The sequence below is a fragment of the Pseudomonas sp. GW822-FHT02D10 genome (assembly GCF_058802345.1).
Map to the genome: position 1 here is coordinate 370,886 of NZ_JBXAOB010000002.1, position 14,938 is coordinate 385,823.

The window sequence follows — 14,938 nt, forward strand, 5'->3', positions numbered from 1 at the left end:
CCGGCGACAATCAGAGATCGGCCGGCAGCGGCTGCTTGAGCCAGGTCTGGGAGTTTTTCTCCAGGCTGCCGTCGGTCCTGGCCGTGGCGAGGATCTGGTTGACCTTGTCCAGCAGCGCCGGCTCGTTTTTGTTCACGCCAACGTAGACCGGCGAGTCCTTGAGTTTCACTTTCAGCGCTGGAATGCGTTTCGGGTTGCGTTCGCTGATGGTCACCATCACCACGTTGCCGCTGGCGATCAGGTCGACCTGGCCGGCGAGGTAAGCGGCGACGGTCGAGTTGTTGTCTTCGAAGCGCTTGATGGTCACGCCTTGCGGAGCCACGGTAGTCAACTCGATGTCTTCGATGGCGCCACGGGTGACGCTGATGGTTTTACCCTTGAGGTCATCCAGGCCATTGATGGCGACGTCCGGCGGGCCGAACACCGCGAGATAGAAAGGCGCATAGGCGTGGGAGAAGTCGATGACCTTCTCGCGCTCAGGGTTTTTGCCGAGGCTGGAGATCACCAGGTCGACCTTACCGGTGGTCAGGAACGGAATGCGGTTGGTGCTGTTGACCGGCGTCAGTTCGAGTTTGACCTTGAGCTGGTCGGCCAGAAGTGCAGCGGTATCGATGTCCAGGCCACGGGGTTTCATGTCCGGGCCCACCGAGCCGAACGGCGGGAAGTCTTGAGGCACGGCAACCTTGAGCGTGCCGCGCTTGACCACATCCTCCAGACCGTCGGCATGGGCGGGGAGCTGACAGAGCATCAGGCTGGCAAACAGGGCAGTGAGCAGGGCGCTGCAACGCTGGGTCATGGCAAATCTCCGGATTCGGCAAGTGATTTCTGCGAATCGACAGAGCACAGCCCGTGCCAACGCTCGGCGAAACGGCTGTTAGCCCACGGTTCTACTGGGGTGGCTCGGTCTTACTGGTCTGAACAGTCAGTGATTTTTTCGCACCTTGATCGGGCATCGTCCAAGGCGCTCGAACCCTCGTGGGGCACGACTTGCCTGACTCGGCGATTAGCTTTACAACTAGCCGCTCACTGGTCTGGCTCGTCTGAAAAAACATGAATTCTATCTCCCGCGCCGTACCCGAAGTGGCGCTGCACGCCATCCGTAAACTGATTGCCGAACAGGGTTTCGGGCCGGGGGATGTGCTGCCTTCGCAGCGTGATCTGGCACTGCAACTGGGCGTGAGCCGGGCGTCGCTGCGCGAGGCGCTGTCATCCTTGAGTGCCTTGGGGGTGATCAGCGTGCAGCCGGGCAAGGGGGTGTTCGTGCAGGCGGTTGAACCATCCCCGTCGGTGTCGGGGGTGAGTTGGCCGTTCGCGGCTCAAGCCTCGCCTGTGGATATCTTTCAACTGCGCTATGCCCTGGAGGGTTTTGCGGCAGGGTTGGCGGCGGTGACGTTGAGCGCCGATGAGCTCGATGCCCTTGAAGATAACGTCGCAGCGATGCGTGACGAATTGCGTGCCGGAGACTTTGACGCGGCGGCGCGGCTGGACTTCGAATTTCATCGGCGAATCCTGCTGGCCAGCGGCAATCAGGCGATGTTGAGCATTCTGACGGCGAGTGCCGAGCTGTTTCTGGAGAGCCAGAAACTACCGTTCATCCGGGCCGAACGGGCCATGGAAACCTGGCAAGAACACCGCAAGATCCTCCGCGCGCTGGCCCGCCGGGCTTCGAGTGCCGCCCAGAAGGCTATGCAGGAGCACGTGCGCAACGCGGCTTTGCGCACTGGAATTTCCTTTGCGACCCCCGCCCCGCCGTGACTTGAGCTATACCCAAACTCATGGGCCACCATAGCGAGACTCAATCATCTGCGGCTTCCTGAACGAGGGAAGGGCGGCTATGATGGGCCACGTTTTTTTTTGCTTACAACCCCGGAGACATCCATGAGCAGCGATCTTATCAAGCACGTCACCGACGCTAACTTCGAAGAAGAAGTACTGAAGGCTGCTGGCCCTGTGCTCGTTGACTACTGGGCTGAGTGGTGCGGCCCCTGCAAAATGATCGCCCCGGTTCTGGACGAAATTGCTGGTACCTACGCTGGCAAGCTGATTGTTGCCAAACTGAACATCGACGAAAACCAGGAAACCCCGGCCAAGCACGGCGTGCGTGGTATCCCGACGCTGATGCTGTTCAAGAACGGCAACGTCGAAGCCACCAAGGTCGGTGCGCTGTCGAAGTCACAACTGGCTGCTTTCCTCGACGCCAACATCTAAGCGTCGCTGCAAGCGTCATCCAAAAGGCCCCGCAATGAGCGGGGCTTTTTCGTTATTCAGGGCTAGACGCTCCGAAACTCAGGTGTTACATTCGGCCCCGCACTGGTTCCTCCAGCGCCCCCTGCAAGCCGTCGCCGACGATCTCCTTTTCGAATAAGTACGCGATCCTGTCGCCTTCTCTGCGGCGCGGCCTCATTAAGCCAAAAGCTTAATTTCCCCCCTCCATAAATGATTACGTCATTCCTATATGAATCTGACTGAACTCAAGCAAAAGCCGATTACCGAACTGCTCGAATTGGCCGAACAGATGGGCATAGAAAATATGGCCCGTTCGCGCAAGCAGGACGTGATTTTCTCCCTGCTGAAAAAGCACGCGAAAAGCGGCGAGGAAATCTCCGGTGATGGCGTGCTGGAGATTCTCCAGGACGGCTTCGGCTTCCTCCGCTCTGCTGACGCTTCCTATCTTGCCGGCCCAGACGATATCTACGTCTCGCCGAGCCAGATCCGTCGCTTCAACTTGCGCACCGGTGACACCATCGTTGGCAAGATCCGCCCTCCAAAGGAAGGCGAGCGTTATTTCGCACTGCTCAAGGTCGACACGATCAACTACGATCGTCCCGAGAACGCGAAAAACAAGATTCTCTTCGAGAACCTGACCCCGCTGTTCCCGACCGTGCGCATGAAGATGGAAGCCGGTAACGGTTCCACCGAAGACTTGACCGGTCGTGTCATCGACCTGTGCGCCCCGATCGGTAAAGGCCAGCGCGGTCTGATCGTTGCTCCGCCAAAAGCGGGCAAGACGATCATGCTGCAGAACATCGCTGCCAACATCGCTCGTAACAACCCTGAAGTTCATCTGATCGTGCTGCTGATCGACGAACGTCCGGAAGAAGTCACCGAAATGCAGCGCACCGTGCGCGGCGAAGTGGTTGCCTCGACGTTCGACGAGCCGCCAACCCGCCACGTGCAGGTTGCTGAAATGGTCATCGAGAAGGCCAAGCGCCTGGTTGAACACAAGAAAGACGTGGTCATCCTGCTCGACTCCATCACCCGTCTGGCGCGTGCCTACAACACCGTGATCCCGAGCTCCGGCAAGGTTCTCACCGGTGGTGTCGATGCCCACGCCCTGGAGAAACCAAAGCGTTTCTTCGGTGCTGCTCGGAACATCGAAGAAGGCGGCTCGCTGACCATCATCGCTACCGCGCTGGTTGAAACCGGCTCGAAGATGGATGAAGTGATCTACGAAGAGTTCAAAGGCACCGGCAACATGGAACTGCCTCTGGATCGCAAGATCGCTGAAAAGCGCGTCTTCCCGGCCATCAACATCAACCGCTCCGGCACCCGCCGCGAAGAGTTGCTGACCGCCGACGACGAGTTGCAGCGCATGTGGATCCTGCGCAAGCTGCTGCATCCTATGGATGAAGTCGCTGCCATCGAGTTCCTGGTCGACAAGCTGAAACAGACCAAGACCAACGATGAGTTCTTCCTGTCGATGAAACGCAAGTAAGTCGAGCGGGAACGCAAAAGCCGGGGAAACCCGGCTTTTTGCTATCTGATTATTGATGAACCGGCAGTTCACTGTTCTGAACAGCGGGGTTCGGCGCTAAACTGCCAGCCCCGAACGCCATGGCCAACACGAGGCTTTTGCATGCAGTATCGCGACTTGCGCGACTTTATCAGCGGCCTGGAACAGCGCGGCGAGCTCAAGCGCATCCAGGTTCCGGTGTCCCCAGTGCTGGAAATGACCGAGGTCTGCGATCGCACCTTGCGGGCCAAGGGCCCGGCGCTGCTGTTCGAAAACCCGACCGGTTATGACATTCCCGTGCTCGGCAACCTGTTCGGTACGCCTGAGCGCGTGGCGCTGGGCATGGGCGCCGAAGCTGTCAGCGAACTGCGCGAGATCGGCAAGCTGCTGGCCTTCCTCAAAGAGCCTGAGCCGCCAAAGGGTCTGAAAGACGCCTGGTCCAAGCTGCCGATCTTCCGCAAGATCATTGCCATGGCACCGAAAGTCGTCAAAGACGCGATCTGCCAGGAAGTGGTCATCGAAGGTGACGACGTCGACCTGGCGATGCTGCCGGTGCAGACCTGCTGGCCCGGCGACGTCGGCCCGCTGATCACCTGGGGCCTGACGGTCACCAAAGGCCCGAACAAGGACCGCCAGAACCTCGGCATCTATCGCCAGCAAGTGATTGGCCGCAACAAAGTCATCATGCGCTGGTTGAGCCACCGTGGCGGCGCGCTGGACTATCGAGAATGGTGCGAAAAGCATCCCGGCCAACCGTTCCCGGTGTCCGTGGCGCTGGGCGCCGACCCTGCGACCATTCTTGGCGCGGTGACGCCAGTGCCGGACAGCCTGTCCGAGTACGCCTTTGCCGGCCTCTTGCGCGGTAACCGCACTGAGCTGGTGAAGTGCCGTGGCAACGACCTGCAAGTGCCGGCCACCGCCGAGATCATCCTTGAAGGCGTGATCCATCCAGGCGAAATGGCCGATGAAGGTCCGTACGGCGATCACACCGGCTATTACAACGAAGTCGACAGCTTCCCGGTGTTCACCGTCGAGCGCATCACCCATCGCATCAAGCCGATCTACCACAGCACCTACACCGGCCGTCCGCCGGATGAGCCGGCGATTCTTGGTGTGGCGCTGAACGAAGTGTTCGTGCCGATCCTGCAAAAGCAGTTTCCGGAGATCACCGACTTCTACCTGCCGCCAGAAGGTTGCTCGTACCGCATGGCCATTGTGACCATGAAGAAGCAGTATCCCGGCCACGCCAAGCGGGTAATGCTCGGTGTCTGGTCGTTTTTGCGACAGTTCATGTACACCAAGTTCGTTATCGTCACTGATGACGATATCAACGCCCGCGACTGGAACGACGTGATCTGGGCCATCACCACGCGGATGGACCCCAAGCGCGATACGGTGATGATCGATAACACGCCGATCGACTACCTCGACTTCGCCTCGCCGATTTCCGGCCTGGGTTCGAAGATGGGGCTCGATGCCACGCATAAATGGCCCGGTGAAACCACCCGCGAGTGGGGCCGGGTGATCGTCAAGGATGAGGCGGTGACACGCCGGATCGATGCCATCTGGAATCAGTTAGGAATAGATTGATGCGTGTAACCTTGCAGCCGTCCGGAGCAGTGCTTGAGATACTGCCCGGCGAGCGGATTCTTGATGGGGCGCGGCGCCTGGGCTATGAATGCCCGCAAAGCTGCCGTAATGGCAACTGCCACGTTTGCGCGGCGTTGTTGGTCGAAGGTCGGGTCGAACAGACCGGTGATGTGCGCGATCACGGCGAGTTCTACACTTGCATAGCAGAGCCGCTGGAAGACTGCATCGTATTGTGGGATGGCGTCCTTGCGCTGGGAGAACTGCCGGTGCGCAGCCTGTCGTGTCAGGTCATCGAATGCGTAGACGTTGGCGGTGATACCTGGCGGGTTCGACTGCGGGCACCAGCTGGCAAGCCACCGCGCTATCACGCCGGGCAGTACCTGTTGATCGAACGCGAAAATGGCGAAAAGTCGGCCTTCTCATTGGCCTCGGCACCCCATTCGGGGCGAGACCTGGAAATTCATGTGCTGGCGCGCGAAGCCAGTGCGCTCAGGCTGATCGAGCAGTTGCAGCGTAATCGTATGGTGCGCATCGAAATGCCCTTCGGCGATACGCATCTGGCCGAGTTGCCTGCCTGTCCGCTGGTGTTGATGGCTGCGGGTACCGGCATGGGGCAGATCCACAGCCTGATCGAGCATTGCCGGGCCAAGGGCTTCAAGCATCCGGTGCATTTGTACTGGGGCGTGCGGCGACCGGAAGATTTCTATCAGATCGAACACTGGGATGAATGGCTGAAGCTGCCCAACCTGTTCCTGCACAAGGTCGTCAGCGATCTGTGCGATTGGGAGGGGCGTTGTGGCATGTTGCACGAGGCGGTTTGCGAGGATTTCCCCGACCTGAAATCCCTGCATGTGTATGCGAGCGGTTCGCCGGCGATGGTTTACGGCACCCTGGATGCGTTGGTCAACGCCGGGATGGACGCGCACCAGATGCGCGCTGACGTCTTCGCCTACGCGCCCCGGCCGCAAGCAAGCTAGAAACGAATACCGGTGGTGATCATGGCGGCGTTGAAGCCGAGCAGAACCAGCTCGGCGGCGACCGGGCCGTAATGAGCGCCCAGTGATGGAATGATCACGGGCGCTACGCCGAAGTGGTTGAGCGGAATCTTGTCCTTGTACTCGCCGCTGTAACCCTGGAGTAATCCACCGGTCAGCTTTATATAAACCGGATAGTCGGCGCTCTCGTAACGTTTCCCCGCATAGGCGTAATACGAGCGCTGACTGAACGAGTTACGAAAAGTCGCTGCGCCAAACAACCAGCCGGACGCTTCATTGCGTTCAAGGCCGATCAGGTCCTGATTGTTATTGTGATCGGGATCTGGCGAATAGTGTTTGGTGTAGAGGCTACCTTGCAGGAACCAGAAACCCTTGTCTTCTTGAGTCGGGTTTTCGACTGCGAGCGCCGGGCTGGCCAGCGCCAGTAACAGCAGACCGTAAATTCTCAGGTTTTTCATCTTGCGACCTCTATTGGGCAATTCGGCTTGCGCCGGTGGAGGCTGCTATACGCCTGCATTCAAAGAAGGGGCGGCAGGGTATCAGACGAATACGTCAGAAAGATCTGTTAAGAGACCGTTGATTCTGAACGGAAGCAAGGCTTATGCATATTTCATTCGGGTATTTAAGGTATTTCCAAAAGAGTATCAGGCTATATATCAGGCTATTTCATGGGTTGCAGTCCTTGATATAGAAGGGTCATACGTCCTTTAGCACTTTTCGTTTTACGTTTACTGCTATATGTTCTATGACGTTAATCTTGCTTACATCTTGTAATACTTGTGGGGCCGAACACCATTCACCATGACCGCCATCGAATCTGCTTGTTTGAATCTGGCTTACCCTCCGCGGCTCGATCTGGGCGCGCAGCTGACTCACGAACAATTGCTCAGCTCGATGCAGGCCACCATGGCCAGGCACAAGGGTGGGCCCGTCTGGTTATTCGCTTACGGTTCATTGATCTGGCGCCCGGAATGCACGGCAGTCGAGCGGGTTCGCGGGCGCGTGCATGGTTATCATCGCGGCTTGTACCTGTGGTCCCACGAACACCGCGGTACACCGGAAATGCCGGGGTTGGTATTTGGACTGGATCGCGGTGGCTCTTGCAGCGGTTTTGCCTATCGACTGCCGGAAGACCAGTTGGAAGCCTCGCTGTTTGCCTTGTGGCAGCGCGAGATGCCGGTGCCGTCTTATCGTCCACACTGGCTCAATTGCCGACTGGAAGACGGAAGCAAGGTTCAGGCATTGGGGTTTGTTTTGGAGCGGCACCTGCCCAGCTACGCCGGCAACTTGCCGGACCATGTGCTGAGCCAGGTATTCGAAAGCGCTTGCGGGCGTTACGGCACCACGCGCGATTATGTCGAGCAGACCGTCAACGCCCTGCGTAGCCACGCCATGCCAGACCGGAATCTGGAAGCGCGGCTCAAGCGTTGTAAATCAGCAGCGCATTAAGCGAGCGCTTTACGATCCTGACGGGCGACTTGCTTTTGCCACCCCGATAATCAGCTGCCATCTCCGGGCAACAGATGTTCCTGGATCTTCTGGCTGTGGGATTCGACCAATTGCCCCTGGTCATCGAAGCGCAATACGATCAGCCAGTCATAGACGTCCTCTGGCCAGGATTTCTGCCCGGTCAACGCTTGGCCATCGCCACCGAACGCTTCGATCAGATTGTCGATATGCCCGTGATGCCAGGCGATCAATACGACCGGGGCCTGGTTTTTCTTGCCGAGCGATTTAACCAGTTTGTCGACTTCTTCATCGGCATAGGGTTGCTCGATTGGAATGTGCAGACGTTGCGACAGCGGTGTCAGGGTCAGCCGTGGTCGTGCGCTGGACTTACTGTCGCTGGTGGCGATCAGTCGTTGCGGTACCAGGTTTTTACCGCTCAGCTGCAGCGGGTCGAAATAGCGCGCATAAGCCTCGGCGCGTTGCTCGCCACGAGGGCTAAGCCCTATGCCCTGATCGGGCTTTTCCGCGTGCCGGACGATCAGCACCGTGACATTTTTCAGACCCTGGGCCGCCTTGTCACTCTGATTTGCCGGTGCCTGCGTTGAAGTCACCAGCGCAGGCAAGACAGCCAGACCCAATAACAATTTACGCAGCATCATGCTCAACCTCCGTCCTGTGATGGGTAAACAGACTCGAAGCGTAGCAGGGAGTCTTGTTCACCGTACCTGCACCACCACCTTTCCAACGGCCTTGCGCTGGCCCAGGTCATTAATGGCGTTGGCAGCCTGAGCCAGCGGGTAAACCTGCGATACCAGCGGCTTGAGCTTGCCTTCGGCGAACCAGCCGAACAGTTGCTGGAAGTTTGCGGCGTTGTCTTGCGGCTGGCGCTGGGCGAAGGAGCCCCAGAACACGCCAAGCACGGCTGCCCCCTTGAGCAGGGCGAGGTTTACCGGCAGTTCCGGGATGCGTCCGCTGGCGAAACCAACCACCAGCAGGCGACCGTTCCAGGCAATGGCGCGGATCGCCTGGTCGAACAGGTCGCCACCCACCGGGTCATAGATCACGTCGGCGCCGTTGCCGTCGGTCAGGCGTTTGATTTCGTCCTTGAGGTTGGTTTCGCTGTAGTTGATCAGCTCATCGGCACCGGCAGCCTTGGCCACGGCGAGTTTCTCGGCGCTGCTGGCGGCAGCGATGACCCGGGCGCCCATGGCTTTACCGATTTCCACGGCGGCCAGGCCTACACCACCCGAAGCGCCGAGCACCAGCAGGGTTTCCCCCGGTTGCAGGTTGCCACGCTGTTTCAGGGCGTGCATCGAAGTGCCGTAGGTCATGCTGAACGCGGCGGCGGTGTTGAAGTCCATGGACGGCGGGATGGGCAGTACGTTGTAGCCCGGCACCGCGACTTGCTCGGCAAAACTGCCCCATCCGGTCAGTGCCATGACCCGGTCACCGACCCTGAGGTGGCTGACCTTTTCGCCTACCGCGCTCACCACTCCAGCGGCTTCACCGCCCGGCGAAAACGGGAAGGGTGGCTTGAACTGGTATTTGCCCTCGATGATCAGCGTGTCCGGGAAGTTCACCCCGGCCGCATGCACGTCCAGGAGGATTTCGTTCTTCTTGGCGACAGGACTCGCGACGTCTTCCAGCACCAGCGATTCGGCAGGGCCGAAGGCTTTGCACAGCACGGCTTTCATCAGGGCTATTCCTTTGGGAGTGATGGCCGATAAGTGTAGGTGTGTGAGTCAACGGGTCAACGAGCATGCCTGACCCTGATAGTCAGCCATAAGCTTTGTGCTTGGGCTGCGGGTCGTTATGCTAGGCCGCAAACCGGACGAGGAGCGAATTGTGAAAGCGTGGATCATGTTGATGCTGGCCCTGTCTCTGCCTGTGGCAGCGATGGCCGAAGAAGCCAAAGAAGCCAAAGAAGGCGAAGCGCCGAAAGTCAGCTATGTCAGCCTGACCCCACCGTTCGTGGGTAACTACGGGCTGGATGGCACCCCGAAGCTCAAGGTCTACAAGGCTGACGTGGCGTTGCGGGTAACCGGTGACGACGCGGTCAAGGCGGTGAAGGCCAACGAGCCGTTGATCCGCAATCAGTTGGTGGCACTGTTCGCCCAGCAAACCACTGAAACCATGAACAACGTCGAGGCCAAAGAGAAGTTGCGTCAGGAAGCCTTGAAGCAGACCCAGCAAGTGATGAATGACGAAACCGGCAAACCGGTGGTTGAAGATCTGTTGTTCAATAACCTGATCATCCAGTAAACAGACTGTGGCGCGGGGGCAAGCCCCTCGCCAGATGATGTGTTCAGGACGCCAGGCTTTTGCGAAACCGCTTCAGCGCAATCGCAAAGAACAGTAAGCCAATGGCGCTCAGCGCCAGTAAGTCCGGCCAGACCACGCTGACTCCGGCGTCGCGAAACAGTATTGCGGCGCTGAGGCTGACGAAGTGCGTTGACGGCGAGCCCTGCATCACCCATTGCAGCCATTGCGGCATGCTGTCCAGCGGTGTACTGCCGCCGGACAGCAGCAGCATCGGAATAATCACTGGAATGGCCAGCAGGCCGAACTGCGGCGTCGAGCGGGCCAGGGTCGCGAGGAAAATACCCAGCGCCGTGCTGGCGAACAAATACACGGCGGTTACCAGCAAAAACAATGTCATGGAGCCCGCCAGCGGCACTCCCAGTGCGCCTTTGACGATCACCTCCAGCGATGCCCAGGTGCACAGCACCACCACCAGCATGTTGCTCCAGATTTTCGCCAGCATGATTTCCAGTGCCGTCAGCGGCAGCACCAGCAAATGGTCGAGCGTGCCATGTTCGCGTTCGCGTAGCAGTGCCGTGCCCGTCAAGATGATGGCGAGGATGGTGATGTTGTTGACGATCTGAATCACCGCCAGGAACCAGCCGCCTTCCAGATTGGTATTGAACAGCGAACGGGTTGTCAGCAGGGCGGGGGCTTTGCCGGTCGGGTCGCTTTGGCCGCTGTAGCTCAACAGTTCGCGCTGGAAAATCCGTGCGATGTAACCCGCGCCCATGAACGCCTGGCTCATGGCCGTGGCATCGACATTGACCTGCACCGCAGGCTGGCGCCCGGCCAACATATCCGCCTGAAAACTGGCGGGTACGTTAATGACAAAGGTGTACTGGCCACTGTCCATGACCTGATCCAGTTGCCCGTAAGGTAACAGCACCGGACGCTGGAATTCCGGGGGCTGCAGGCTCTGGGCCAATTGTCGCGACAGGTTGCTGTGATCTTCGTCCACGATGGCCACACTGGCGTTATGCACGCCGATCACCGAGCCTGCGGCCGGCATGTAGATCGCTACCGTAAAGGCGTAGAACAGGAACAGCAGCAAGACGCTGTCATGCTGCAGGCTGCTCAGCTCCTTGAGGCCGAGGCGCAGTATGTGTGCGAGCTTGTGCATCAGGCCTCCTGCTTTTTCAACATGACCAGGCTGAGCCCGGTGAACCCGACAAAGAATCCGAACAGCGCCAGGCATTGCGGCCATAACTGCCGCATATCCAGCGCCTTGGTGAAGGTGCCGACGGCAATATCGAGGAAATAGCCCGCCGGAAACAGCATGCCCATGACCGCCGCCGATCCATCGAGGGATGAGCGCGGCACGATCAGTCCGGAAAACTGGATGGTCGGCAGGCTGGTGATGATCATGGTGCCGAGGATGGCGGCGATCTGGGTCCGGGTGAACGCCGAAATCAACAGACCCATGCTGGTGGTTGCCAGCACATACAGCAGCCCGCCGAAGGCCAGGGTCAACGCGCTGCCCTTGAAGGGTACGCCAAAGAGCCAGCGGTTCATGGCCGTCAGGACCGCGAGGTTGATCAGGCTCACCAGCAGATACGGCGCCTGTTTACCCAGCAAAAACTCCAGGCGGGTCAGGGGCGTGGCGTAGAAATTGGTGATCGAGCCGAGTTCTTTCTCCCGCACGATCCCCAGCGCGGTGAGCATGGCCGGAATGAACGCGAGGATCAGCGCCATCACCCCGGGCCCGATGGCGTTGACGCTCACCACATCCTGGTTGTAGCGGAAACGGGTTTCCAGTTTGGCGGCTGGCTGTCGATTCAGCGCAGGACTGCTCTGCTCGGCCAGTTGTTCAATGTTGGCCAGATGCACGGCCTCCACATAGTTGCGACTGGTCTCGGCGCGAAACGGCATGCCGCCGTCGAGCCAGGCCGCCACGGTCGGTTGGCGACCGGCGTACAGGTCGCGACCAAAGCCTGGCGGGATCTCCAGCGCCAATTTGATTTCCGAGCGCTGAAGACGGCGATGCAGCTCAGCGGCATCGCGGATGGACGGCTGCTCGGTGAAGTAGCGAGAGCCGCGAAAAGCTTCCAGGTAGGCGCGGCTTTGCGGCGTCTGGTCCTGGTCGTAGACGGCGAAGGCGAGCTTTTCCACGTCCAGGGAAATGCCATAGCCGAAGATCACCATCATGAAAATCGCCCCCAACAGGGCGAAGGCCATCCGAACTTTGTCCCGCAGCAATTCCTTGCCTTCGCGACTGGCGACCGCCAGCAGGCGCCGGAGGCTGAAGCCGCGATCCTTCAACGACATGACCGGGTTGATCGTCGCGTCGGCGGGGACAGCAGGCGTCGGTGACTCGGCCGGGCCTTGAGCTTGTTCCAGGCAGGTAACAAATGCCGCTTCCAGCGTCTGCCCCCGGAACTGCTGTTGCAGCGCTGCCGGGGTATCGCAGGCCAGTACCTTGCCTGCGTGCATCAGCGAAATGCGGTCGCAGCGCTGGGCTTCGTTCATGAAGTGGGTCGAGAGGAAGATCGTTACACCTTGCTCGCGGGACAATTCGATCAGCAGCCGCCAGAAATCGTCCCGTGCTGCCGGGTCCACGCCGGAGGTCGGTTCGTCGAGGATCAGCACTTCCGGGCGGTGCAGCACCGCCACCGCCAGCGACAAACGCTGGCGCAGGCCCAACGGCAATGCGCCGGATTGCTGTTCGGCGACGCTGCCCAGGTTGAAGCGCTGGATCAGCTCGTCGATGCGCCGGGCGCTGCCGGCTTTGGGTAAATCGAACAGTCGCGCATGCAAATCCAGGTTCTGCCGCACGCTGAGCTCGCCATACAGCGAGAAGCTTTGAGACATGAAACCGACCCGTTTGCGGGTGGCCAGGTCCTTGGCATTCACCGGGTTGCCCAGGAGCGCGGCGCGGCCTTCGCTGGCCGGTATCAGCCCGGTGAGGACTTTCATGGTGGTGGTTTTGCCGCAGCCGTTGGAGCCCAGGAAGCCGAAAATCTCCCCACGTCCGATGGCGAAGCTGACCTTGTCTACTGCGGTGAAGTCACCGAAGCGCAGGGTCAGGTCGTGGGCTTCGATGGCAATGTCGGCGCTGGCGCGGGTTCTGGGGGCAATGACCAGTGGTTGGCTGTCGTGGTCGTGGCCGCCTTGAAAATGAGTGAACGCTTCATCGAGTTTGCCACCGGCGGTGACAGCGACCAGTTCGTGCGTCATGCCGGTAGCGATCAGCTTGCCGCCGTCGAGCATCAGGCAATGTTCGAATTGCTCGGCTTCTTCCATATAGGCGGTGGCGACCAGCAACGTCAGTTGCGGACGTTGGCGACGCACATCGTCGATCAGCTCCCAGAAGCGCCGCCGTGACAAGGGATCGACGCCGGTGGTGGGTTCGTCGAGGATCAGCAAATCCGGCTCGTGGATCAGCGCACAACAGAGTCCGAGCTTCTGTTTCATGCCTCCCGACAGCTTGCCCGCAGGACGATCGGCAAAACCCAGCAGATCAGTGGCCAGCAACAGACTACGCATGCGCTGCTCGAAGTCGGCTTTCGAGAGCCCGAACAGGGTGGCAAAAAAGTGGATGTTCTCGCGGATCGACAGCTCGGGGTACAGATTGCCGCCCAGGCCCTGGGGCATGAACGCAATGCGGGCGTAGAGGCTCTTGCGATGAAGACGATCCTGGATTGAGCCGCCGAGCACCTCCAGTTGGCCTTGTTGCAGGGTCTTCACACCGGCAATCAGCCCCAGCAGGCTCGACTTGCCGGCGCCATCCGGGCCGATCAGCCCGCAGCGAGTGCCGGCCGGCAGGCTGAACGCGATGTCGGTCAGTGCCTGCTGTTTGCCGTAACGGTGCTGGAGGCCGGTGGTGCGCAGCGCCAGGCCGGTCATTGCAGATTAGCCGGCCAGTCAACAGGGGCGGTGCGCACATAGCCGGCACCGGGCATGCCCGGTTTGGCCTGGGGCATGGTGCTCGGGTCAGTCAGTCGCAGCTTGACGCGGAACACCAGTTTTTGCCGCTCGTCGCGCGTTTCGACCTCTTTGGGCGTGAACTGCGATTTGGCCGCCACGAAACTGATTTTTGCCGGCAGTGGATGGCCGGGCAGGGCGTCGAGCAGGATCCGGGCTTCATCGCCGACGGTCAGGCGCCCGGTTACGGACGCTGAGAGGTAAAGATTCATGTACTGATCATTCGGATCGATCAGCATTAATACGCGGCCGCCCGCCGCGAGCACCTCGCCGGGCTCGGCCATGCGCAGCTGGATGACGCCGTCGATTGGCGCCCGCAAACTGCTGTCGTCGATTTCGCTGGTCAGTTGGGCGACCTGCGCCTGAGCCGCGCCAATGGCGGCCCCGACGGCCGAAACCTGGGCGCGGGCAGCAGCGACGGCGGCATTGCCGGTGTCGAAGCGCGCCTGTTGTTGATCGATGATCTGGCCACTGGCGTAACCGCGTTTGAACAGTTCCTGGGAGCGTTTGAGTTCCTGTTGGGCGAGCAATTGTTCGCTCTGGCGCAGCTGCACATTGGCCTGGGCGGCGGAGAGGTTTTCCCGGGCGCGCAGTACCTCGGCCTCGGCCTGGTTGCGCTGGGCTTCGAGGGTGCGGGTGTCCATGCGCGCCAGCAATTGCCCCTTGATCACCTTGTCGCCTTCATTGACGCGCACTTCAGCCAGTCGCCCGGGCGTTTTGCTGGCGATTTGCACTTCAGTGGCTTCGAGGCGACCGTTACCGACATTCAGGCCCTCAGGCAGGCGGTCATGCATCGACTTCCAGTAACCGAAGCCTCCGGCGGCCAGCAGCAGAATGCTCAGAGAACTGGCAAAAAAAATCGAAGAACGGCTGTGTATAGACATTCGGGCATCCTGCGACGGTAACGTCCTAGTTTGAACGGACGAGCGCCGAGGCGACTTGATGT

The 14,938-nt window shown here is 59.9% G+C and carries 14 protein-coding genes; 7 read left to right on the top strand and 7 right to left on the bottom strand.

Features of this window, described 5'->3' with window-relative positions:
- Positions 1-10 precede the first annotated feature (10 nt).
- Positions 11-796 (bottom strand): transporter substrate-binding domain-containing protein, encoded by a 786-nt coding sequence (locus tag AC1RPZ_RS04920; protein WP_493135403.1) that lies wholly within the window; start codon positions 794-796, stop codon positions 11-13.
- Positions 797-1,050: 254 nt separating this feature from the next.
- Between AC1RPZ_RS04920 and AC1RPZ_RS04925 the strand changes: the two genes are divergently transcribed.
- The 5 genes from AC1RPZ_RS04925 to AC1RPZ_RS04945 all read left to right on the top strand — a co-directional run bounded on the left by AC1RPZ_RS04925 (position 1,051) and on the right by AC1RPZ_RS04945 (position 6,300).
- Positions 1,051-1,755: a FadR/GntR family transcriptional regulator gene (locus AC1RPZ_RS04925; protein ID WP_493135405.1), complete on the top strand. Its 705-nt coding sequence runs from the start codon at positions 1,051-1,053 to the stop codon at positions 1,753-1,755.
- Between the two features lie 123 nt (positions 1,756-1,878).
- Complete coding sequence (trxA, locus tag AC1RPZ_RS04930; protein WP_493135407.1) at positions 1,879-2,208, top strand: thioredoxin TrxA; 330 nt, start codon at positions 1,879-1,881, stop codon at positions 2,206-2,208.
- A 247-nt stretch (positions 2,209-2,455) separates the two neighbouring features.
- Positions 2,456-3,715, top strand: coding sequence for a transcription termination factor Rho (gene rho / locus AC1RPZ_RS04935; protein WP_019694195.1), 1,260 nt, complete (start codon positions 2,456-2,458; stop codon positions 3,713-3,715).
- Positions 3,716-3,856: 141 nt separating this feature from the next.
- Positions 3,857-5,323 carry a 4-hydroxy-3-polyprenylbenzoate decarboxylase gene (gene ubiD / locus AC1RPZ_RS04940; protein ID WP_123426241.1) on the top strand — a complete coding sequence of 489 codons (1,467 nt, stop codon included), beginning with the start codon at positions 3,857-3,859 and terminating at the stop codon, positions 5,321-5,323.
- Complete coding sequence (locus tag AC1RPZ_RS04945) at positions 5,323-6,300, top strand: CDP-6-deoxy-delta-3,4-glucoseen reductase (protein WP_493135409.1); 978 nt, start codon at positions 5,323-5,325, stop codon at positions 6,298-6,300. The genes ubiD and AC1RPZ_RS04945 overlap by 1 nt, the downstream gene beginning before the upstream one ends.
- Here the strand turns inward: AC1RPZ_RS04945 and AC1RPZ_RS04950 are convergent.
- A complete protein-coding gene (locus AC1RPZ_RS04950) occupies positions 6,297-6,776 on the bottom strand; it encodes a sn-glycerol-3-phosphate transporter (RefSeq protein WP_493135411.1) in 480 nt (159 codons plus the stop codon). The two genes, AC1RPZ_RS04945 and AC1RPZ_RS04950, sit on opposite strands and share 4 nt — an antisense overlap.
- A 343-nt stretch (positions 6,777-7,119) precedes the next feature.
- On the opposite strand from AC1RPZ_RS04950, the gene AC1RPZ_RS04955 reads away from it, so the two are divergent.
- On the top strand, positions 7,120-7,767 hold the full coding sequence (locus AC1RPZ_RS04955; RefSeq protein WP_493135413.1) for a gamma-glutamylcyclotransferase: 648 nt from the start codon (positions 7,120-7,122) through the stop codon (positions 7,765-7,767).
- A 50-nt stretch (positions 7,768-7,817) separates the two neighbouring features.
- Here AC1RPZ_RS04955 and AC1RPZ_RS04960 read toward each other — a convergent pair whose 3' ends face one another.
- Together AC1RPZ_RS04960 and AC1RPZ_RS04965 are read right to left on the bottom strand one after the other, a co-directional pair.
- Entirely contained in the window at positions 7,818-8,426 is a 609-nt protein-coding gene (locus tag AC1RPZ_RS04960) for a flagellar basal body-associated protein FliL (RefSeq protein ID WP_493135415.1), read from the bottom strand.
- A 57-nt stretch (positions 8,427-8,483) separates the two neighbouring features.
- Positions 8,484-9,461: an NADPH:quinone oxidoreductase family protein gene (locus AC1RPZ_RS04965; protein WP_493135417.1), complete on the bottom strand. Its 978-nt coding sequence runs from the start codon at positions 9,459-9,461 to the stop codon at positions 8,484-8,486.
- A 151-nt stretch (positions 9,462-9,612) separates the two neighbouring features.
- Between AC1RPZ_RS04965 and AC1RPZ_RS04970 the strand changes: the two genes are divergently transcribed.
- Positions 9,613-10,029, top strand: a complete 417-nt coding sequence (locus AC1RPZ_RS04970) for a flagellar basal body-associated protein FliL (protein ID WP_493135419.1) — start codon at positions 9,613-9,615, stop codon at positions 10,027-10,029.
- 43 nt (positions 10,030-10,072) lie between these two features.
- Here the strand turns inward: AC1RPZ_RS04970 and AC1RPZ_RS04975 are convergent, their stop codons facing one another.
- The 3 genes from AC1RPZ_RS04975 to AC1RPZ_RS04985 are packed head-to-tail and all read right to left on the bottom strand — an operon-like array spanning position 10,073 to position 14,876.
- Positions 10,073-11,191, bottom strand: coding sequence for an ABC transporter permease (locus tag AC1RPZ_RS04975; protein ID WP_493135421.1), 1,119 nt, complete (start codon positions 11,189-11,191; stop codon positions 10,073-10,075).
- Positions 11,191-13,914: a ribosome-associated ATPase/putative transporter RbbA gene (gene rbbA / locus AC1RPZ_RS04980; RefSeq protein ID WP_493135423.1), complete on the bottom strand. Its 2,724-nt coding sequence runs from the start codon at positions 13,912-13,914 to the stop codon at positions 11,191-11,193. Before rbbA ends, AC1RPZ_RS04975 begins: the two co-directional genes overlap by 1 nt.
- Positions 13,911-14,876: an HlyD family secretion protein gene (locus tag AC1RPZ_RS04985; RefSeq protein WP_493135425.1), complete on the bottom strand. Its 966-nt coding sequence runs from the start codon at positions 14,874-14,876 to the stop codon at positions 13,911-13,913. The genes rbbA and AC1RPZ_RS04985 overlap by 4 nt, the downstream gene beginning before the upstream one ends.
- Positions 14,877-14,938 lie beyond the last annotated feature (62 nt).

Bases quoted from the DNA above. Each gene is read 5' to 3' on its own strand.
- AC1RPZ_RS04975 (WP_493135421.1), bottom strand. From the start codon at position 11,191: ATGCACAAGCTCGCACACATACTGCGCCTCGGCCTCAAGGAGCTGAGC.
- AC1RPZ_RS04985 (WP_493135425.1), bottom strand. From the start codon at position 14,876: ATGTCTATACACAGCCGTTCTTCGATTTTTTTTGCCAGTTCTCTGAGC.
- AC1RPZ_RS04950 (WP_493135411.1), bottom strand. From the start codon at position 6,776: ATGAAAAACCTGAGAATTTACGGTCTGCTGTTACTGGCGCTGGCCAGC.
- trxA (WP_493135407.1), top strand. From the start codon at position 1,879: ATGAGCAGCGATCTTATCAAGCACGTCACCGACGCTAACTTCGAAGAA.
- ubiD (WP_123426241.1), top strand. From the start codon at position 3,857: ATGCAGTATCGCGACTTGCGCGACTTTATCAGCGGCCTGGAACAGCGC.
- AC1RPZ_RS04945 (WP_493135409.1), top strand. From the start codon at position 5,323: ATGCGTGTAACCTTGCAGCCGTCCGGAGCAGTGCTTGAGATACTGCCC.
- rbbA (WP_493135423.1), bottom strand. From the start codon at position 13,914: ATGACCGGCCTGGCGCTGCGCACCACCGGCCTCCAGCACCGTTACGGC.
- AC1RPZ_RS04960 (WP_493135415.1), bottom strand. From the start codon at position 8,426: ATGATGCTGCGTAAATTGTTATTGGGTCTGGCTGTCTTGCCTGCGCTG.
- AC1RPZ_RS04965 (WP_493135417.1), bottom strand. From the start codon at position 9,461: ATGAAAGCCGTGCTGTGCAAAGCCTTCGGCCCTGCCGAATCGCTGGTG.
- AC1RPZ_RS04955 (WP_493135413.1), top strand. From the start codon at position 7,120: ATGACCGCCATCGAATCTGCTTGTTTGAATCTGGCTTACCCTCCGCGG.
- AC1RPZ_RS04920 (WP_493135403.1), bottom strand. From the start codon at position 796: ATGACCCAGCGTTGCAGCGCCCTGCTCACTGCCCTGTTTGCCAGCCTG.
- rho (WP_019694195.1), top strand. From the start codon at position 2,456: ATGAATCTGACTGAACTCAAGCAAAAGCCGATTACCGAACTGCTCGAA.
- AC1RPZ_RS04925 (WP_493135405.1), top strand. From the start codon at position 1,051: ATGAATTCTATCTCCCGCGCCGTACCCGAAGTGGCGCTGCACGCCATC.